The organism is Streptomyces sp. NPDC102402 (assembly GCF_044765765.1).
Taxonomy (GTDB): domain Bacteria; phylum Actinomycetota; class Actinomycetes; order Streptomycetales; family Streptomycetaceae; genus Streptomyces.
In genome coordinates this window covers 24,263-44,999 of the sequence record NZ_JBIWKR010000018.1, presented here as the reverse complement: position 1 = coordinate 44,999, position 20,737 = coordinate 24,263, and the positions used below count along the sequence as shown (strand labels likewise).

General features: G+C 68.3%; 10 protein-coding genes. 8 read left to right on the top strand and 2 right to left on the bottom strand.

The annotated features are described in order from the left end of the window. Positions 1–32 precede the first annotated feature (32 nt). The 7 genes from ACIRJR_RS32700 to ACIRJR_RS32670 all read left to right on the top strand — a co-directional run bounded on the left by ACIRJR_RS32700 (position 33) and on the right by ACIRJR_RS32670 (position 17,071). A complete protein-coding gene (locus ACIRJR_RS32700; RefSeq protein ID WP_403787422.1) occupies positions 33–1,349 on the top strand; it encodes an alpha/beta hydrolase in 1,317 nt (438 codons plus the stop codon). Between the two features lie 89 nt (positions 1,350–1,438). Continuing rightward, a complete protein-coding gene (locus ACIRJR_RS32695; RefSeq protein WP_403787419.1) occupies positions 1,439–3,169 on the top strand; it encodes an effector-associated domain EAD1-containing protein in 1,731 nt (576 codons plus the stop codon). Further along, positions 3,166–12,528, top strand: coding sequence for a hypothetical protein (locus tag ACIRJR_RS32690; protein ID WP_403787416.1), 9,363 nt, complete (start codon positions 3,166–3,168; stop codon positions 12,526–12,528). The genes ACIRJR_RS32695 and ACIRJR_RS32690 overlap by 4 nt, the downstream gene beginning before the upstream one ends. Then, positions 12,525–13,601 carry a trypsin-like peptidase domain-containing protein gene (locus ACIRJR_RS32685; protein WP_403787413.1) on the top strand — a complete coding sequence of 359 codons (1,077 nt, stop codon included), beginning with the start codon at positions 12,525–12,527 and terminating at the stop codon, positions 13,599–13,601. Before ACIRJR_RS32690 ends, ACIRJR_RS32685 begins: the two co-directional genes overlap by 4 nt. Before the next feature lie 1,147 nt (positions 13,602–14,748). Next, positions 14,749–15,954, top strand: a complete 1,206-nt coding sequence (locus ACIRJR_RS32680) for a cytochrome P450 (RefSeq protein WP_403787636.1) — start codon at positions 14,749–14,751, stop codon at positions 15,952–15,954. 117 nt (positions 15,955–16,071) lie between these two features. Then, positions 16,072–16,521: a Rieske (2Fe-2S) protein gene (locus ACIRJR_RS32675; protein WP_403787410.1), complete on the top strand. Its 450-nt coding sequence runs from the start codon at positions 16,072–16,074 to the stop codon at positions 16,519–16,521. Between the two features lie 79 nt (positions 16,522–16,600). Continuing rightward, positions 16,601–17,071, top strand: coding sequence for a pyridoxamine 5'-phosphate oxidase family protein (locus ACIRJR_RS32670; protein WP_403787407.1), 471 nt, complete (start codon positions 16,601–16,603; stop codon positions 17,069–17,071). Positions 17,072–17,425: 354 nt separating this feature from the next. Here ACIRJR_RS32670 and ACIRJR_RS32665 read toward each other — a convergent pair whose 3' ends face one another. Continuing rightward, positions 17,426–18,343: a LysR family transcriptional regulator gene (locus tag ACIRJR_RS32665; RefSeq protein ID WP_403787404.1), complete on the bottom strand. Its 918-nt coding sequence runs from the start codon at positions 18,341–18,343 to the stop codon at positions 17,426–17,428. A 73-nt stretch (positions 18,344–18,416) separates the two neighbouring features. Here ACIRJR_RS32665 and ACIRJR_RS32660 point away from each other — a divergent pair, with 73 nt between their 5' ends. Continuing rightward, positions 18,417–19,403: a DMT family transporter gene (locus ACIRJR_RS32660; protein WP_403787401.1), complete on the top strand. Its 987-nt coding sequence runs from the start codon at positions 18,417–18,419 to the stop codon at positions 19,401–19,403. Here the strand turns inward: ACIRJR_RS32660 and ACIRJR_RS32655 are convergent. Continuing rightward, positions 19,390–20,721, bottom strand: a complete 1,332-nt coding sequence (locus tag ACIRJR_RS32655; RefSeq protein WP_403787398.1) for an aminotransferase class I/II-fold pyridoxal phosphate-dependent enzyme — start codon at positions 20,719–20,721, stop codon at positions 19,390–19,392. The genes ACIRJR_RS32660 and ACIRJR_RS32655 overlap by 14 nt on opposite strands. Positions 20,722–20,737: the final 16 nt, after the last annotated feature.

The following is a 20,737-nucleotide window of genomic DNA, read 5'->3' as shown; positions in this document are numbered from 1 at the left end:
GACGAGGGCCTATGATACGTCAACTGGATTTCATGGCAGCGTACTTACTTGTACGAGAGGTGCAGGTGAACGAGTCGGAAGCACTTGCTGCAGCAGTCGCGCGAACGTGGCCAAGCGTGCTGGAGATGATTGCCCCATGTGAACTCAACGCCTTTGAATCGAACGTACTGACGGCTCTGCGGTCTCTGGAGGGCAGCGAGGAGCCGGACTCCGCACCCCTCCGGTACGAGTTGGCCGCACTCTTCGACGGCGACCCCTCGCTGCGTCAGCGCCTGCTGGAGGAGTTCAATGCCCTGGATCCGGGCTGGGAAAGCAGCGGGTCCAACGGATCGCTGCCAGGATCCGTCGCCTACCTGCGGTCCTTGATCGTTCCAGTCTTCTTTGCCACTGACCGGGCGCGTACTTCTGACAACGCGGGGGAGGTTGCCTTCGGAGGGTTGCGGGGCGAACTGACCTACGGCAAGACCTTGATCGGGATACCGGACGACCACCGGATAGGAACCTTGGAGAAACCGCGCCCTTTCCGGCTGCGATTCCGCGCCTCTCCCGCCAAAGACGTGCTGGTGGGTTCCACATCCCAACGTGACCCGAACGGTTTCGCGGAAGAGGCACGGACGCTGCTCAGCCATACTCCGGACAAGCAGGCGTTGATTTTCGTCCACGGATATAACGTGGGGTTCTCTGACGCTTCTGTTCGCGCCGCTCAGATTGCCTACGATCTTAACTTCTCCGGCTGTACGATGCTCTACAGCTGGCCCTCGCGGGGCGGGGTCCTCAGTTACCGGGAGGACGAGAACAACGCGCGATGGACCGTTCGGAACTTCCAGGAATTCCTACGCTTCGTGCTGACTGAAGCCGGCGTGGAGGTTGCTCACATCGTTGCCCACAGCATGGGCAACAGAGTGGTGGCCGAGGCACTCGCCCAGTTCGACACGACCATGCTGCCGGAGAGTTCCGGAAGGCTCGGCGAGGTGATTTTCGCAGCACCCGACATCGATTCCAGTGTCTTCAGGCAGCTCGCGCCTGCCATTGTCGAGCAGGCGCGGGGCTGTACGCTTTACGCCTCCTCCAAGGACCTGGCACTGAAGGTGTCGTACAAGCTTGCAGGCTATGCCAGGGCCGGTCAGTCGGGTGACGGCATCGTGGTGGTGGACGGGGTCCACACCATCGACGCCACCGGACTCGACACCGGCCTTCTGGGCCACTCGTACCTGGGTGATCGCCGGTCCATCCTGTCAGACATCTATTCGCTGCTGAATCATGGTCATCACCCGTCCCAGCGCTTCGGCCTGAAGGCAGTGCAGGCATCACATGGACCTTACTGGGCCTTTCAAGCGGATAAGCGATAGTAGGCAATACGGCGCTTACCGGCCGATTTCCCCCTACGCCGAGTAGGCTCGTGGAACAGTTGCGGAAGCCGGGGAACTGGAGGGGATCGGTGGACGAGGCACCCCACTTCGTGGACCGCGATCCGTTTGATTGGCGTCTACCGGAGTCCCAGAGGCTGAAACAGCTGCTGGCTGATTCCTACTTCCGGCTGTCCCCGGTAGTCGTGATGGCGAACCAGGCAGGCATCGACATGCCGTCGGTCAACTGGGACGGTGCACTGTCGACCGTCTGGCACGACCTCATCACCAAGGCCAGCCAGCAGGGCAGGCTGAGAGTCCTGCTCAGCCAGGTGGAGGCTGGTCCGGACACGGCGGTAGCTCGCAGGCTCAGCGAGCTGCTGGAGTCCTGGAGCTCTCCCGAGGTCAGGACCGCGACAGCCGGTCCACCTAGCCTCCGGGCCTACCGGTTGCCGGTCAACTGGATTCCGGACGGCGATCCATGCCCGATCGGTGATGCCTACTTGGCCGATTTGGGTGCCTGGCTGTGCCTGGATCGGGGACCGACCACCACTGTCGTGGCGGCTCGCTCCGGTACTGCGTGGGCGGAGGCGCTCACGGAACTGGAGCAGGGGGCGATCCGCCATGGCGCAGGAGCGGCTCGGGACTTCCCCGAACGCGAGTGGCTCGGAGTCCAGGCTGATGAAGCAGAGTCAGCGCTACAGAACCCGTCGGAAAGCACAGCCATACCAGGGTTGGTGGTGCACTGGTCGGCAGAGACGTATCCGGACGGCCGCTCGGTCCGCGAGTTCCTTGACCGTCTCCGCTCAGCCGCACCGCAAACTCCTGTCCTCCTGGCCGTCGAGGCTGAGCAGGCCATCGACGCGATTACAGCCTCCACGCGTATCGGCCGCGAACTAGGGACCGGAAGGACCGGTGCACCTGTGGAGGTACTTGCGCACTCCCGGCCCGGGGATTCCGAAGGCAGGGCTCCCCTCACCGCTCCAGAGGCCGGCTCGGACCCGGACCCACACAGGCTCATGGCGACGGTGGCCGCGCAGATGGCCGGCCGTTCCCTGCCGCTGCCCCCGCATCCTTTCGACGGCAAGCCGCTGGCCGACAGCGACGACCCGAGCGCGGTGGCTGCCACCGTGGTGGAGATGCTCAATCGCAGCGCACCATGGGGCCCGCCAGACCAGGAGGCTCACGCCATAGGCCTCGTCCGCGACTACGCTCCCCGGTACTTCCTCCCGCTCTTGCGCCGTCATGCCGCTGCCCGGACCGGGCCCGCGCACTGGTCCTCCCTGTCCGCGGCCGCTGCGGTCGACGACCACATCACGGTCTGGCTGGAGCGAGCACACACAGTAGGACCGCCGTCCGGGGTACCACGTCTCCTACGGAGGAACACCACGGTCGAGGCCGTACTGCTGGGCCTGCTGCGCACTGGCGCCGATGAGGCTGACGCCTGGACGACCGCCGCCTCGAATCGATGCCCGGCGGCCTTCGAGGTCGCCAAGTTCCTGGCTTCGGACCGGCAGGCCGAGGAGTTCCTACCGACAGCCACCGCCGAGTCCGCCGTCGCGGCTGCCCGCGCAGGGAAGCACGAATGGCTGACCGCTGCCATCAGGGCCCCGGAGGCGTCCGCTGCCTGGTGGGCCGCACTCGGCCGCCGACCGCTGACAGAGCGCACCGTCGCCACGCTCGCCGCTCTCAGCGTGGAGTCGCGCCGGATAGCAGGCTTCACCTCGGACCAACGGGAGAATGATGCCGAATTCGCCGAACTCAGCGATCAGATGCGACGGGCCATGCGGCCGCCATTGCCGGCAGCAAGGGTAATCAAATGAGTTTGCTTGCGGACTGGTTCTTCTGCACGGAGATGTGGCTGTCTCCTGCCGACACACATGCTTTCCTCGACACTCTGACTGTCCTTCGCCGTCCGGACGCCGAACTCCCGGATGTCCTCGACGCGGCGGTCGCACTCGCCGCAGCACCCCCGTGGCTGCAGATGTACGCACTGCGCCCACTACTGACGGCGCACGGCCGCCTGGCCGAGAGTGCCGAGGCGAACACGGACGCCCATCTCGACACCGAGACGCTGCCTGATGCGAGCGAAAGGCCCAAAAGATTTCCCGGAGGGGACCGAGGTGAGCCCGCATTCGGTGACGCGGCGCTGGGGCGCCACATCGAGACCCTTTGTGAGGCGGTGCTCGCCTCGACCGACCATCCCCTCGCCGCACACCTGGGCAGACTTCTCGCGGCGGTTGTCCGGGATGACAGAGACGCGCGCGCCGCGCTGCTCAACGACATCGCGAAGCCATTGGCCGAGGAGCCCCGCAAGTTCCGTGGCACAGCAAGCAGTTCGCCCTATCATGATCTGAACGACCAGATCGTGCCCACGATCACGGTGTTCGCGTTGGCCGAACTGACACGGCGGCGCCCCACGTCCGCGACTCAGGACTGGTCCGGTGACAACGCGGTCCCGTTCGCCAAGGCCGCAATCCTCGGCGACTACGGCAGACTGGCACTGCTGGCTGCGGTCGATGCGGCCTGCCGCGCCGAGCCGCAGGCCCGAAACGAGTTGTGGCGGAACCTCTGGGGCGACGGCCGGGGCGCGCCCCAACTGCAGCCGGACCTGCTGGACGGATTGGCGCGACTGTGGTTCGGGAACCCGGACGCGGACGAGCGTCCGTCGGTCGCCGACCTGGAAGCCGAGGCGGTCACAGGTGAAGACCTTGCGCTCTGGAGCCAGAAGATCCGCCCGAGCGAGACGGCCACCGGGGAATTCTACGCAAAGCTGGCCGGCCGCACCAACGGACCCTGGAACGCTATGGCAGCTGTCCTGTGGCAGTCGGTCCTGTGGTCCCTCGCGGCCGAGGTCGATCCGCAGGAGACGGCGGCTCGACTGGCCCGCTGGTGGCAGGTACCGCGCCGAACACCAGACACACCGACTCGGATACACGTCGGCAGCCCGACGACACATGCCGCAGTCCATCTGACGCTCCTGCAGCAACTGAGCGGTTCCTCGATCAGTCCTGTCACGGTTGACGACGCACCGGTCAGCGAGACCGATCCGGAAGCAGGCTCTGCGGTCTGCTCCCCATGGATCGAGCGTTGGCACGATGGTTGGGACCACGAGCGCAGGAGGGGACCGGCTTTCCGGTCCGGGTTCCCGGGGGCTTCAGAGGCACTGCTCCGACTGCTGGCCGCCGGATCTCTGTCGGTCTCTCTGCTGGCGACGCTTCCGGCCGGTCACACGGACCACGACCACCTCACGGCGCTGGTCTTCCACGCCGTCGACGTGTTGCGGGACCAAGCCGCCCTGATCAGTTCGCTGGAGTCGGGCGAGTACGTCGGGGAGCACCATCTCGGCGCCGCGTCCGTCTCCTGGGTATGGCATGTGCACAGCATTCTCGACGGCGTAGGCACAGGTACGGACGCCCGGATCGATCCAAGGCTCCTCGCCGGCTTCGCCATCCGGGTGCTGGAAGACGACTCGCTGGTGGACTTGGACAGCAACGAGCAGTTCGCCCGGCTGGCCCGGCAGTCGATCGGAGCCATTTCCACCATGTGGCTTCGCCGTGCCTGGGTCAGCGCCAGCGCCATACGTCCCGAACACGGTCCTGGCCGCTGGTTCCTGGGCGACCCGCCCGACGCACTGCTCGTTCTGGTCGGCGCCCTCGACCGGCTCAGCTTGCTGGACAGGCATTACCGGGAGGTCAAACGGCAGGAGGGGCGCCGCCGCAAAGAGATCGACAAGATGTGGTCGCAACATCCGGAACACGGCGCCGGAAAGAAAAAGCGGAGCTACGGCGTAGCGCTGACGCGGGGTATGTGGCCGCCGGATCTGATGCCCGCGGCTCAGCTCTTGCGGGAGATCTCCCCCGCCGACTGGCCCGACCCGGTGGCGGACCGATGGCCACAACTCGACCTGGACTGGTATGGACAGCGCAACGGGCTGAAAAGGATCTATCAGGGTCTTCTGGGAGCGGCCGGCAACGATCCTGAGGCCGTGGCGGTCAACACGATCCGTTCGGAGCGGCTCCTGTTGTCTCCCCGACACGAGTTGCCGGTCTGGCGTGACGCAGCCTCCGATCTGGAGAACTGGACCCGTGTCGACAGCGCGCCGGTCACCATGCGCGTGCTGCGGCTCGCCGCGCTTCTGCAGGTCCCTGCCGAGGCGGGGGCGGACGAGTATCACGAGTGGATCGAAGACTGGCTCGACCGCATCCATGCGACGCACCAGGGCGCGCAGCTGTCCCTCGACGTACGAGCCATCATGATTCGCCTGATCGGACTGGGCACGCCGGACGCCGGGGCAGTATATGAGCGGCGACTGGCCTCGGTCCACGGAGCCACCGTGGATGCGATCTTGGAGTTCGGCTCGTCGACTCCACGCCACGTGGAGATGTTGCTCGACCATCTCACCGCAGTGGGCACGCTAGGCCAGGAAGCCACTGACCAGCTGCGACTGCGCGCGTTGGAGACGATCTATCGGCAACAGAACTACCGCACCACGCCCACGGAGCTCGGCAGTGCGTCCAGTTTACGTCGAGGAGACAGCGACTCGGCCCACCGCGCGCTGGCCGTCCGCCGGTTCTTGGCCGACGTTGCCGTCCCAGCTCAGCAGACTTCCGAGCGGGTGCCAATGTTCGAGCGGATCCGTGATCTGTGGGAGCGCACCCAGCTGCGGCCGTTGCTGCGCGGCCGCCGGGTGTCACTCGTGGACCGCCGCCGCGAGCGAGGAGAACGTGTTCCGGACCTGTTGGTCGCGGCTTCGGTGACCGACCGGTTCCGCGCACAGGAGGTCTCCTACCTGCTCGACGTGATCAGCCCGGACACGGGTCACGTCCCCGGCTCGGCCCGAGTGCACGACCTCTTCCGGAGCGGGCAGTACCGCCAGCGGATGATCGAACAGCTGGGCAGGCGCAGCCTCACCGTCTACGCCGTCGTAGCGGGAGCAGAGGACCGTCGGATCTGGCTCAATGCGGGGCTGGGCGCTCCGGCGGCATATGTCACACCGTTCGGCAGCCTCCCGCTGGTCCCCGGCGACGTCGTAGCCGCGGAGCTCCGCGGCAGGCCCGCCACCGTAGTCGGCGTCAGACAGCTCACACGCCCTCACCCGGACCCCGGGGAAGTGCGCACCGCCGAGGTCCACCTGGCTCGCCCATGGCTCCGGGTGATGGTCGACGGAGCGGAAGAGGGGACCTACCCCCGCGACGACACGGCAGCGGCGACCGCCGTCCGGATGCGATGGGATCCGGACCTGTCACGGACCTTCGCGGAGGACGACGAACGGTCGCTGACCGTGCCCGTGATCTGGAATGCCGATCTGATGCACTGGGTGCCGGTGGAGCGCTCGTTCAGCGAGCTGATCGTCGACGAACCGCAACTGGAGGGCGGCTCCATACGTCTGGTGCACGCGGGTCATGACTTGTTCGTCACTCGGCCAGGCCGCATGTACCGCCTCGCGGCCGACGACTGGCAGGATCCCGACGCCGTGGCGGCGCTGTTGGACGGGCAGGTCGGAGGTCTCATACTCCATGTGTCACGCGTCGATCCAGGCGGGCCCCGAGTGCGTCTGGACGGCAGCGACGACCGGAATGCGCGGTGGCTGCGGCTGTTCAACGGCGGCGAGCACGAGGTCACCGTCGCGACGAAGGACGCCAGCGCGTACAGGGTGACGGTCGATCCGCCGCCGGGCTTTCCTGAAACGGTCGTGGCCCGTGGAGCGGAAGGCGGCCCCCGGCGCGCGTACGTCATCGCGGCCCCATGGAACGAGTTCCAGGCCCGTCGCGCGCAGGTGTCGGTCACCCAGGTCCCGACCAGCACCGTGCCACACGCCCAGGACCCGACCTCGCAGCGGTTCGGGGAGGTGTGGGACCTCCAGGAGGGATCTTTGTTGACGCTCCGACGCATCATCTCTGAGAGCCTCGGGAGAGCCCGTGTCCTGGCGACCACCTCTGTTGGGATCGTAGTCCGGTTGGAGGCCGACTCCCTGACTCTCCTGGACCATCACCTGGTCGGAAAGGGTGCCACCGGACTGGTGAACGGCCGCAGCGTCGAGGTGGTCCGTGTGTACTGTCCGCGGCAGCCTCGGCCCAATGGCCCAGCCATATCCAACGAAGAACTCGCTGGACGTGTCCACACAAACGGTGCGGACCCGGGTAACGTGCGGCGAACGGTGGCCCTGGCCGAAACAGCCGAGGGTGTGATCGTCACTCGCGCCTCCCTCAAGGGGCGCGGTGAGGACACGATCTACGGGGCGTGGTGCCGTTTCGGACGCGACGTGCACTACGTCGAGCTTGATCAGGAGTCGCTCGGTGCCACTACCGTCGAATTGGTCGGCCAGACATTCACCGGCTCCCGCTCGGGGTCGAGCTGGACGTTCCGTTTCGCGCCTCGAGATGTCACTGTCCGTGCACTGTTCGAACTCGTCGAGGCCGACACCGAGGACACGGACTCAGACCTCTTCGTCGGCCATGACGGTTCCACCGATGTGTATCAGCGGATGTGGCAGCCAGTACTGGTGCTCCGCCGCACAGTAGTCGGCAGTGACCCGGTACGCCGTCTGGATCTGAACGCCGCCGATGTGACCCTCATCGACAACCGGACCGTCTCCGTGCGCACTGTGGCAGTACGGTCCCGTGCCACCAAGGCGACGCTGCTCGGCGGGTCCTCGTTCACCGGCAACCACGCCGATGCGGAGGTGAGGGGTGTGCGGCTGCAGCTGAGCCCGTCACGCACCGCTCGCCACGACCTGGTCCAAGCCCGCCGCACATTTCTCCTGAGCGCCCGGACAGCTCCGACGATCCGCCCGGCCCGGAGGGTCGACCATGCCGAGCGGTGGCGCAGATTCCAGTCCACGGGTCAGGAGCACGTGACCGGAACGGTCGGTGTCACCCACGTCGACATCGCGGGCGGACTCCGGCCGCCGGGACCGGATGGGTCCTACTCGGCGCGTCTTCCTCTGTTGCCCGGCGAGGAGCCGGCGGTCGCCGGCGTCCCCTACCTCAAGAGCGGGGCCCGAGTCCGTCTGGTGCCGCATGGCAAAGGCCACGTCGCCTCTTATACCACGGCGGTACCCAAGAGCGTGACAGAGTTCATGCACCTGATGCATAAGGAAGTAACCGAAGACGGCATCGGGCAGGCGTTCGATAATGCACTGCACTACGTGGGTCCTCCCACCGCAGATTTGGACGCGCACGTATTCGAGTGGGGGTACGGCTGGACCGTCGCGGTGCCGCCCGACAGGCTCCAGGTGGCCGGATCGCCTGCCCGAAGCGGGTTGCCGCCGCTTTTTCACGGAGATCGGGTCGCGGCCGCAGGCTTCGTGGCCGCTCCCGACGGCGGCCAACCCGTCATGGTGATCGCGTGGCGGGACGTATTCCCGCGGTATGTCACCCAGATCGTCGAAGAGCGGCGTCTCCAATACCTGCACCTGCTGGAAATCGAAGTCGGCCTGGACACAGGGACGCTGCGGGTGATGCGGGCGCAGACCGGCCGAGGACGAGGCGAGGAGCCGTTCCGTAGTGCCGACTGGGTCGCGTTCCCAGCTGCTTTGGACGACCAGAGCCGGGAACTCGTATTTCAGCGCTTGCGGGAAGCCGGTGAGTCCGGACTGGTACGTCGGCGAATCCTGGCCAGGTTCGACAACGACACCGCCATCGCCACCGGTGGCCGGCAGCGGCTGTTCCGGGCTGTCCGCGCCGACGGGGTCGGCCTGCGGGACCGGGATCTTGTCTTCCTGACCGCCCGACAGGTAGAGGTGAGCCCGAACGAACGAACGGTGATCTTCGGAATCCCTGATGCCCTCAATACCGACGGCTTGGCCGTCCGGGTCAATCGTCGGGAGTTCTCACACCGTGAAAGCACTCTGAAGCGACTCGTCGCCCATGGACTCAACGTGGAAGAGACTGAGATCGTGATGCTCGTCCGGGTCATTACCTCGTCGGGTGAAGATGCCTGGCGCGGTTCCGTCAGGGATGTCCCCGCGCGGGACCCGGAGACGCTTACAAGCTACTTGGGAAGCCGGAGTGGGCCGTGCTACGCGGTGTTCGGCCGAGGTAAGGACGGCATCGGCCGCCTGGAGATCGCCCCCGGCATCCTCTACAGCGCGATCGGCGTTTCCGGCACGGAATCGGCAGCGCCCGGCGCGGTGGTCCAACTCGTCCTCGACGCCGAGCGGCGTGTCGTGCTGACCACGGCGATCCCCGCCGACGAGTCGTACGTCAAAGCTCAGGGACGACCGGCCGTCGTTCTGCCCAAGTCGAACCTGTTGCGCAAGCAGACGGCGGCACGCGGCGTGATGCAGCGGGCATTTGTAGTGTCCGGTCTGCCCGACGTGCAGGCATCACCGATCGACGGAGCCGGTCCAGCGGTGCTGCAGGTCCCCCACCCCAAGATCTGCTGGGTATGGCAGCTTGGCGACGGAAGGTCCCGGCTGCGACTTCCCTCACCGGGCGAAGTGCGGATCGCCCGGGTGACCAAGCCTCTCCACGATCAGCCCGCGGCACTGCGGCCTCGAGCATTGCCCGGCGCGCAGCCGGACAGTCCCGTCACGGAACTACCCTGGGCTCGGATGTCCTTCTGCAACGTCTCCGCGTTCAGCATCGCCGCCGCCTGCAAGAGATACGCATGGCACCATCACGACAGCCGGACCGGCCACCTGAGCGGTCAGCAGGTTGTCGGACCGTACAAGGTGCAGCCCGGCACTGTCATGTCCGACGGTGTGTTCTTCGACGACGACGCCGGTTGGACTCTGCGGTACCGACCGGATCGCTTGGGCTCCTTCGGTTTTCCTGCCACTGAGTTGCTGGAGTCGATCGGCCAGGGCCGCAGTCTGGCAGTGGCCGGCGTGAGCGCCGACTGCAACGGCGTCTGGGTCGAACTCGGACCAGGCCGGCTGGCAGAGATCCGGGGCGCGCTCGTCACGACGGACAGGGGATTCGCGCTCAGCAAGCTCAACTGGTCGGCGTTCTCTCCCGGTGACCGGATCGGAGTCCGACCGGCGGAGTCCGTCGAAGGCGCCCGGGGCTGGGAGACCGGACACGGGCACCTGGTGCTCAGTTCCTGGGTTCCGTCATTGACCGGAGCGCTTCCCCGAGACGACCGCAACGCGCGCATGCTGCTTCCGCTGCGCAAGGTCGACCGACAGGGCGGGGCGCTGCACCTCGCGGGTGAACGGCAGGGGCTGGTCTACCCGATGGCACTATCCCAACTGCCCAACTGGCGGGACGTGAGCGCGGTCTGGCTTGATGCCCGCAACGATGTCGAGCCATTCGTCGAGGGATCGATACAGCCGGGAGACACCGCTCTGCTCGGTGTCACCGAAGGAGGTCGGCTCACACTGAGCGGACTGCCTGGCGTCGAGGTACGAATCGCGCCGAAGGAGGAGCGGAACTGGCCCGGATCCGCGTGGCTGTACTTCGCGCTGTCCCAGGAGCACAGTCGGAGCGACCTGCTGACGTCCATGGGACAACAGTTGCCCGTCACCGTGCATTCCGTCGGCATCTCGCGGCCCATGGTCACCGTGTCTCGCGAGCACCAGCCATCCGGACGCTGGCCTCGTGGGTGCCAGGTCCGGACGGAGGTCATCGCGGCACAGGGCCAGCGGCTGCTGCTTCGCTCCGGTGGCGCCTTGCACGCGGTCCACGTCGGCCAGGCCGTCGCGGGCATCCCAGCCGCTCTGGCCGAGTCAGTGGCCGCGACCCTCAGCGACTCGGCACGGACCGGGCCGTTGGTGCTCTGGTGGCTGATCGACGATCAGGGCGGCTGCACGGCAGGTCTGGTCGAGCACACGGCCGAGCACTCCGCGCGGAACATGACGGTCGTGCCCGAGTACGAGGTGACGATGAACGGCACGGTTGTCGGCGCCGTCTGCCGGGACCTGGCGACACTGCGGCTGCATTGGATGAATGCCGAACACGTCGGCTGGATACAGACGTTCGCGGCTGGCGACCTCATGGCGAATCTGCTCCTGGACGGTCCAGTAGCCGCGCGTCTGCGCCCCGATGCCAGCCTGTCCGTGAACGAACGCCCAGCCCTGACGCACCTGCTGCACCGACTGCGGCTCGGCCAGCCGCTGCGCGTAGTCGTGGGCAAAGGTGATCCGCAACCGACACCAAGCGGTCGCTGGCGATACATCGTGCGCTTGGAGGTTCCGTCGGTATTGATGTCCTACGAGTCTCCGGATCCGGCTCTCACACCCGGGTCCTCCCGGTTCACCGAAGTGGACCGGATCGACCGAGTCGGCCGGCCAGAGGTGACAACGGTGGATGCCAACAGCCGGCTCGTCACCCTGGATCTGCCGAGGTGGCTGCTGGAGGCGCACCAGTCAATCGCGGACGGCCGCCCACCGGCTGCCGAGGCCTCCCGGTTCGGTACATACCGCCGCTGGTACGAGCAAGGGCCGGCCGCGGGTCCGCTCAGCGAGGATCCGGTCGAAGGGATCCTCCGCTTGGCCGGGAATCTACTGGAGAGCGGCACCGCGGTGGATGCCGGACACATCCTCGACTGCACCCGCCGGTGGCTGACAGCACACGGCCGGTCTGCCTTCAATCTGGTGGACGAGGTCGAGATGGACGCCGCCCCCCTGCTGGCCGGCGCCCTCGCACTTGACGCACTGGCCGAGACGGATGACCGCTGGGAACAGGGAGTCGTCCTCTGCCTGCACCAGCTCGGCCGGCGCGCGGCAGCCAGCCTGCACGCCGAGCAGTTCGCCACAGCATGGATCAACCGACCCGAACGCCACGCCCTCGGCGGAGGATGGGTGCGGCTGCGATCCCTCTCCCTGGCTCGTCAGCTCAGCCCTCGGGAGGCTCGGCAACTGCGTGAATTCTGTCGTGCGATGCTCATCAAGCCGGCCCTCCGGACCGCGGAGCGCGATCTGGCACCCATCGCGCGTTCGCTGCTGGCCGCGATCGGTGACCTGGAGTCGGCCCAAGAGCTCCTCCGTGACGCCACTGTGCTTGCCGGTCCGGCGATCTGGGCCCGAACGCTGCTGCCTCCTGCCGGACAAGCGGTGGCGCAGGCGCGACTGCTGCCGTCGCAGCGACAGCAGCTTCGAGCTGTGGCCGAACATGTAATCCACGACGAGGTACCGCTGAGGCTGCTCCCTGTCGTGGCGCCTCCTTCATCAGTGGAACGAAAGGGCGCGCAGGAACTGCTCCGGTGGGCCCGCGAAATCGATGGTGATCGCACGTGATCGGGCGTCCGAAGGAACAGTCGCCAGTTGAGCCCGTCCATTTTCTGGACCGGTTTCCCTTTGACTGGGGCCTGCCGGAGTCACAGGAACTGAGGGACCTGTTGGCTCAGTGCTACTTCCGGCCTGACCCCGTCATCATGATGGCCAGTCAGGCGGGCATCCGGATGGACGAAGTCAACTGGGACAGGCCCATGTCGCTCGTCTGGCATGAACTGATCTCCGTGGCTCGCCGCCAGGAGAAGCTGAAAGAGCTGGTCGACCGGATCGAGGCCGGCCCGGACCAGGCGGTCGCGCTCCGTGTCCGGGAGTTGACGCAGCCCCGGCCCGTCCTCGGGGCCAACAACCCACCGCGTGGCCAAGGGGACTGGGCCGATTTCCACGATCCGGACGCCCGCGAGCGCCAGATCCTGAACAAGCCCTCTCTTCTGGATATCGCCTTTCTCCGTCGCGGACTTGAGCTCGCCCCCGCTGTGACCCGACTCCTGGTCACGTTCTCCGACGGGCGGCAGCAACACGGCACGGGCTTCCGTATCGGGGACAATGTGCTCCTCACCAATCACCACGTGCTATTTGACTGCTCCACCACCGGCGCCGCGGTGACAGCCGTCGAGGCTTGGTTCGGCTATGAGACGGACTTCGATGGCCGGCATCTCGCGCACCAGACCGTCCCTTGCGGCCCCGAGTCGATAGCGGGCAATGAGGAGACCGACTGGGCTGTGATCGAGACCACAGGTCCCATGCCCCGTGAGACAGCGGCGATCGAGCTTCCCCGACACACGTCGATCAGCAACGGCGACCGCGTCTACATCATTCAGCACCCCAGCGGTGGCCCGAAGAAGGTGGGTCTTCACAGCAACGTGGTGAGGCATGTCGACGCCAAGGTCGTCCAATATTGGAGCCACACCGAGCAGGGGTCCTCCGGAGCTCCGGTATTCGACCAGAAGTGGAACCTGGTCGCACTTCACCACCGTTGGGTTCGGACAGGCCCGCTCAGCAGCCCTCCCGAATTCCGCAATCAGGGGATCCGGATCGAGCGAGTGCAGGAGGAACTCGCAAGCGAGGGCTGGGTATAGCGCTCCGAGTGGAGTGGAACAGTCCGGTGACTCATCCACGGCTCGGTGCGATGGGTGAAACCAGTGGTGGTCTCGACTCGATGAGGATGTCTCCGAGCACGCAGGCCCGAGCTCGACGCAGGCGAGGCGTCACCGGACGTACAGATCGAGATCCCGCGGACGCGAGTCGTCAGGCGCCTTCCAGACATACGTCCGGTCGGCATGACACAAGGAGGAAACGACCCGGATGATCGTCTGCGGTGGTGCCGGCGGCCCCGACCCTGTGGTGGTAACCGCCCGCTTGCTGAAGGCCGAAGAGGACGGCACAGAGGTCTGGTCTCACGCAGCCGCCAAGGAAGGTCTGATCAGACAGCGTTCCGGAGAGGAGACCGCCGCTCATCTGGCCGGCCTGCGCTGCGAGGCTTCGGAGCGGATTCCGTGGGTGGTTGACGGACGGGCGGCTGCGGCATCACGGCGATCGGCAGGCCGGCACGACCCTGACCACTGACAACCCGAAACGGGTCCTGAGACCATCGAGCCGAGTATGGGAGAAGGCCGAGGTGCCCTGCGATGGCGCTCTGCGTGAGTTTCCTCGCCTCGGACTCGACGGCCACCGCGCTCCAGTAGGTGCGGTGCGCGGCTTCGAAAGCCCTCCCGGGCACGAAAACCCGGGCCGCATCAGCGACAGCGCTACTGTCTTCGCCTCCCTCGACCGGCTCGCCGAGGTGCCCCACCCCTTCGTCCTGCCTGGGCATGGCGAAGCGTTCACCAGGAGCACCAGCGCCGTGGCCAGGCAGGCTCAGGAACACGACGCCTCCTGGCGACAGCCACCCGCACAGGGTGCTGGCGCCGCCGACGGCCGCCCGCCCACGCTTCCACGCACGAGTCGGGGCACGGACTTCGCGGCTCTCCGGCCACAGCGAGCCCACTGGTCTAGGCTTCCCATGTCCTCTTCCTCGAAGGCGAGTTCGAGGCAACCGGGGAGTCCGGTCCTGGTGTCCCTGAGCCGGCCCCGGGCAGGGCCGGGTGTCCCTGGCGAGTCGGCCGCCCCGGGAAGGCAAAGCCGCACGCCGCGGTGCGTGGCGTGCTCCGCCCCATGTTCGCCCTACGACCTGGAGCCCAGTTGAACACCGCTTCGCCGCACTCCTCCCCCGGCCTGCCGCACCGCATGGACCCGTCCGGCGGCTGCCCGCACGCGGCCAACGCGCGCCTGATGGCGCGGGGCGCTGTCGCTCCGGTGCTGTTGCCGGGCGATGTGGAAGGGATGGCGGTCCTGGGACATGACGCGCTCAGAGAGTTCCTCGCGCACCCCGACGTCGCCAAGGACGCACAGCACTTCACGGCGCTCCAGGCAGGGCAGATCCCCGAGGGCTGGCCACTCAGGACGTTCGCCACGGTGCAGGGGATGACCACCGCCGACGGCGCCGACCACCGGCGGCTGCGGTCCCTGGTGAGCAAGGCCTTCACCGCGCGCCGCGTGGAGGAACTGCGGCCGCGCATCGAGGCGTTGACGGCTTCTCTCCTGGACGGTCTCGACCGGGCCGCCACCGCCGGTGACGGTGTCGCCGATCTGCGGACACACTTCGCGCTGCCCCTGCCCATGGGGGTGATCTGCGAACTGCTGGGTGTGGACGCCGTTCACCAGGACAGGCTGCACCACTTGTCCAACCGCATCGTCGCCACCGACATCGGCCCCGCGGAGTCCATGGCGGCCAACCGGGAGATGGTGGAGGTACTCAGCGCGGTCGCCGCCGCCAAGGCGGAGAATCCGGGCGATGATCTCGTCAGCGCGCTGATCGCGGCCCGGGAGGCCGACGGTGACCGGCTCGGCCCGCACGAACTGATCGGCACGCTGATGCTCACGATCATCGCCGGACACGAGACGACGCTCAATCTGATCACCAACGCCGTGCGGGCCCTCTGCACCCACCGGGATCAGCTCGCCCTCGTCCGGTCGGGGCGGGCGAGCTGGGCGGACGTGGTGGAGGAGACGCTGCGCTGGGACAGCCCCGTCAGCTACTTCCCGTTCCGCTACCCGACACGCGATCTGACCCTCGACGGCACCGTCATCCCCAAGGGCAGCCCGGTGCTCGCGGGTTACTCCGCGGCAGGCCGCGACAAGAAGGCCCATGGCCCCGACGCCGACCGCTTCGACCTCACCAGGCACAGCGAGGTCCGGCACCTCTCGCTCGGCCACGGCGCGCACTACTGCCTGGGGGCCCCGCTGGCCAGGATGGAGAGCACCGCCGCGCTCTCACAGCTCTTCGAGCGATTCCCCGACCTGGATCTCGCGGTCCCCGAGGGGGATCTGCCGCGTCACGCCTCCTTCGTGGGCAACAGTGTGCAGGCGCTGCCGGTGCGACCGCGCGGCTGATCCGGGCCGTCCGTACGGAAGGGCTCGGCCCGGTCCTGAACAGACGGCCGCGCGCATCCGTACCCCCACCTGATGTCATTCACCTGACGTCTCGTATCCGATGAAGGGAATGCCGGCATGAGCGCATCGCAGGAGATCCAGGCCCACGTGGGGCGGCGCGCCGTCGTCGCCGCCGGTGCGACGGGGCTGGCCGCCGTTCTCACCGCGTGCGGAGGCGGGGCGAAGGAGTCCGGTGGCTCGGACACGGTCGAGCCGGCCGGGGAGGGGGACGGCGCGAACGGCACCCCGCTCGCCCGGACCGCCGACATCCCGGAGGGCGGAGGGATGGTATTCGCCGAGGAGGGAGTGGTGGTGACGCAGCCCAAGGCCGGTGAGTTCAAGGCGTTCTCCTCGAAGTGCACCCATCAGGGCTGCGCGGTGAAGGGGATCGCCGACGGCGTCATCACCTGCCCGTGCCACAACAGTACGTTCGACGCCGCCACCGGCGCGGTGACCGGCGGACCCGCGACCCAGCCGTTGCCGGAGAAGCAGATTCTGGTGGAGGGCGACTCCATCACCCTGGCGTGAGAGGCCGGCCGGGGCATTGCGTGAGCCAGGGTGGAGCTCCATGATTCGCGGAACCGCCGAACCGAGGGAAGGGCGTCCCGTGTCCGTTGCCCAGCGCCGTGGCCGGCGGATCATGATGACCGACGCGGACCGGGACGCCTACCTCACGGAACAGCGCACCTGCCGGGTCGCGACCGTCTCCCCCGACGGCATGCCGCATGTCGCCGCCCTCTGGTTCGTCTGGGACGGCACCTCCCTCTGGTTCTACTCCCTCACCCGGAGTCTGCGTTGGTCCCAACTGCGGCGCGACCCGCGGATCGCGGTCGTGGTGGACGACGGGGTGGAGTACGGGGAGCTGCGCGGTGTGGAGCTGTCCGGCGAGGTCTCCTTCGTCGGCGAGATTCCCCGCACGGGCGAGGTGTGTGCCGAACTGGACTCGCCTGAGCAGATGTTCGCCTCGAAGTACTTCGGCCTGGAGTCCATGCCGCACGACGGACGGCATGGCTGGCTTCGGCTGACGCCGCAGGCCGTCAGATCCTGGGATTTCCGGAAGCTGTCCGGGCAGGACTGACCCCGCCGTCGGCGCCGTCCCGCGCCTGCCACCGCGAGGGCAGGGCGGGCCGCGCTCGCCACCCCCGGGTGCGGGGACGCGCCCGCCACGCGCGGCTCCGCGCCACCTTCCCGCACGGAACGCGAACGGCAGCCTCGCCGGGCACGCCTGGCGGCACGTGTCCGGAGTGCTCGCGCTTCCGGAGTACTCGCGCACAGCGGGCCCGGGGCCCGTGACGGACGGCGGCGACCCCCGGGTCAGCCCCGCTCTCCGTCTCGTCGCCGGACCCTCCGCTGCACCCGAGCCGTACGCCCGTCCGCCCGGCCGCGGGCGGCGGGCAGGAGACGTCCTGCCCGCCGCCCGCGTGCACCGCGATCAGCCGGAAACCGGTGCGTGCAGACCTCCGCCCGCCATGCGCAGGGCTTCCACGGCGGCCCTGATCGACGGTCTCCGGTCCGCGTCCGTGCGCCACACCGCGTGGACGTGCCGGCGCATCGGCTGCCGCACGGGCACCAGGCGCACGCCGTCCGGAACAGGCCCCCGCCCCAGGCGGGGCGCCACACAGACTCCGAACCCCGCCGCGATCAACGCGAGTTGGGTGTGATGCTCTCCCGCGAGGTGCGCGATCCGGGGCTCGATGCCCTTGGAGCGGAGGGTGAACATCAGCCAGTCGTAACAGAACTCCCCCTCCGGCCATGAGACCCAGTCGTCGTCGGCGAAGTCCTCGAGGTCCACCTCCGCCCGGTCCGCGAGGGGATGATCCGCGGGCATCGCGATGTCCGGTGCGTCGTCGAGGAGTTCGGCCTTGGCCAGACCGCCGGGGACGGGCAGGCGCTTGTTGCTCCAGTCGAGCACCACGGCGAGATCGACATCGCCCCGCAGGACCGCTCGGATTCCGCTCTCCGGCTCCAGCTCGGTCGTCCGCAGCTTGAGTTCGGGATGCGCGGCACGCAGTGCGGTCAGGGCGGCGGGGAAAAGCCCACGGGCGGCTGTCGGAAAGGCCGCGAGCCTGACCTCGCCCACCACTTGGCCCCGCTGGGCCTCGATGTCGGTCTGCGCCACCTCCACCTGGGAGAGGATCTTCGCCGCGTGGTCCGCGAGCAGCCGGCCCGCGTCGGTGAGGCGCACCCCCCGCCCGTTCCTGGCCAGGAGCTGCTGCCCCACCTCGCGTTCCAGCTTGGCCATCTGCTGGGAGACGGCCGAGGTGGTGACATGGAGGCCCTCGGCGGCCCCGCTCACCGAACCGTGCCGGGCCAGGGCGTCCAGCGTCCGGAGGCGCTCCAGATTCAACATGTAAGCAATGCTACGTCAAAGGCCCAACTAAATATCACTTGTCCTAATCGATGCACCTGGTCATCGTGGACGCATGAGCGCTCCCGCCGCACCGGTCGGCCGACCCCTCCCCGACGCGTCCCGACCCGGTCCTCCGCCGCGGCGGCGAGCCCTGGACTGGCGGGTCCGCTTCGCCGCGCTGTCGCTCATCTGGGGTTTCAGCTTCCTTCTGATCAAGGTGGGCACCGACGGGTACGCCCCGTTCCAGGTGACCTTCGGCCGACTGCTGTCCGGTACGGCCGTGCTCGCCGTGGCGATGGCGGTGCGACGGGAGCGGCTGCCTCGCTCCGGCCGGACCTGGGGTCACCTCACCGTGGCCGCGTTCTTCCTCAACGCACTGCCGTTCTCGCTCTTCGCGTACGCCGAACTGACCATCCCCTCGACACTCGCCGGGATCTGCAACGCGACGTCACCCCTCTGGGGCATGACCCTCTCTCTCGTCGCGCTCTCCGAGGACCGGCCGACCCGCCGCCGTGTCGCGGGCCTCGGCCTGGGGTTCATCGGCGTGCTGACCGTACTGGGCGCCTGGCAGGGCTTCTCGGGGCTGGACGTGACGGGCACGGCGATGGCCCTGCTCGCCTCGCTCAGCTATCCCGTCGGCTGGATCTACGTACGCCGCACCCTGGCGGGGAACGGCTCCTCCACACTGGCCCTGACCGGCAGTCAGCTCTTCCTGGGGACGACGCAACTGGCCTTGATCGTGCCCTTCTTCACCTCTCCGCCGGAGCACCTCCCGCTCCTGCCCACCCTGGCCGTCGTCGCGCTGGGGGCGCTCGGGACCGGGCTCGCCGTCCTCCTGCAGTACGGCCTCGTCGAGGAAGTCGGCCCGACGACCGCGCAGATGGTCACCTACTTCATCCCGGTGATCGCCACAGCCGCCGGAGTGACCCTGCTCGGTGAGGGGTTGAGCTGGAACACGCCGGTCGGAGCCCTGGTGGTCCTCGCGGGCGCCGCACTCACCCAGAGCAGGCCCCGCGGGCCCGCCGCACCGCGGGGGGCCGGGCAGCTCAGCCGTAACTGACCGGACGGGCGGGCGGAACCGCTGCCGCTACGGCGTCCGCCAGGGGCTCGATGTCCGCGGCGGACAGCGTCGAGACGGTGAGCCGCACCCCCTGCGGCGAGGCCACCCGGAACCGGGCCCCGGGAGCCACCGCCCAGCCCGAGTGCAGCAGCCTGGCCACCGCACCGGTCTCATCGCTCACAGGCACCCACACGTTCATCCCCGTCCGGCCGCATGCCGCGACCCCCCGCTCCCGCAGGGCCGCCACGAGCGCGTCCCGTCGCTCCCCGTAGCAGCGGGCGACCGCCGGCGTGTCGACGGCGCCCGACTCCCACAGGTGCGCCACCGTGTGTTGCAGCAGCCCGCTGACCCAGCCGGGTCCCAGCCGCTGACGCCCCGTCACCCGGTCCACGGTCAGCCCGTCCCCGGTGAGCACGGCGAGCCGCAGGTCCGGGCCGTACGCCTTGGACACGGACCGCACGAAGGCCCAGCGGGCCGTGGCCCCCGCAAGTGGGTGCACCGGCAGGTCGACGATGGCGTGGCCGTGGTCGTCCTCGATCAGGAGCACACCCGGGTGTCCCGCGAGTACGGACCGCAGCTCCCGCGCCCTCCCGCTCCCCACGGTCGCACCGGTCGGGTTCTGTGCCCGGCAGGTGACCACCAACGCCCGCGCACCCTCCCGCAGGGCCCGCTCCACCTCCTCGGGCAGCGGACCGTCCTCGTCCAGAGCCACCGGGACGGCACGCATTCCGAGGGCCGGGACGAGATCCAGCAGAGCCCCCCACCCCGGATCCTCGACGGCGACCGCGTCACCGGGCTTGAGGTGCGCCGCGAGCACACGCTCGATGGCGTCGAGCGAGCCGGAGGTGACCGCCACCGGCCCCGCGGGTACACCGTCGGCATCCAGGCCCGCCCGCGCCAGCTCTCCGAGCCGGGGGACGACCGCGGCGTCCCCGTAGAGCCGGGGCCCGCGGCCGTAGTCCGCCGCGGCAGCGGCCAGCGCCTCCTCCAGGCCGGGCAGCAGGGCGAGGTCGGGGTTGCCGTCACCCAGGTCGCGCACACCCGGCGGGGCTTCCACCCGGAGCGATCCGCGCGCCGTACTGGCGGGCCGGGGCCGAACCCTGCTCCCCCGCCGCCCCGCCGTCTCGATCACCCCACGCTCACGAAGCGTCCGGTAGGCGGCGGCCACCGTGTTCGGATTGACGCCGAGACGGTCCGCCAACTCCCGCATGGGTGGCAGCACATGACCGGGCTCGAGGTCACCCGATGCGACCCCGCTCTCCACACTCGCGGCAATGTCGGATGCACGCCGCCCGCTGATCCGATATTCTCCTAGCACAAACATAATTATGCAC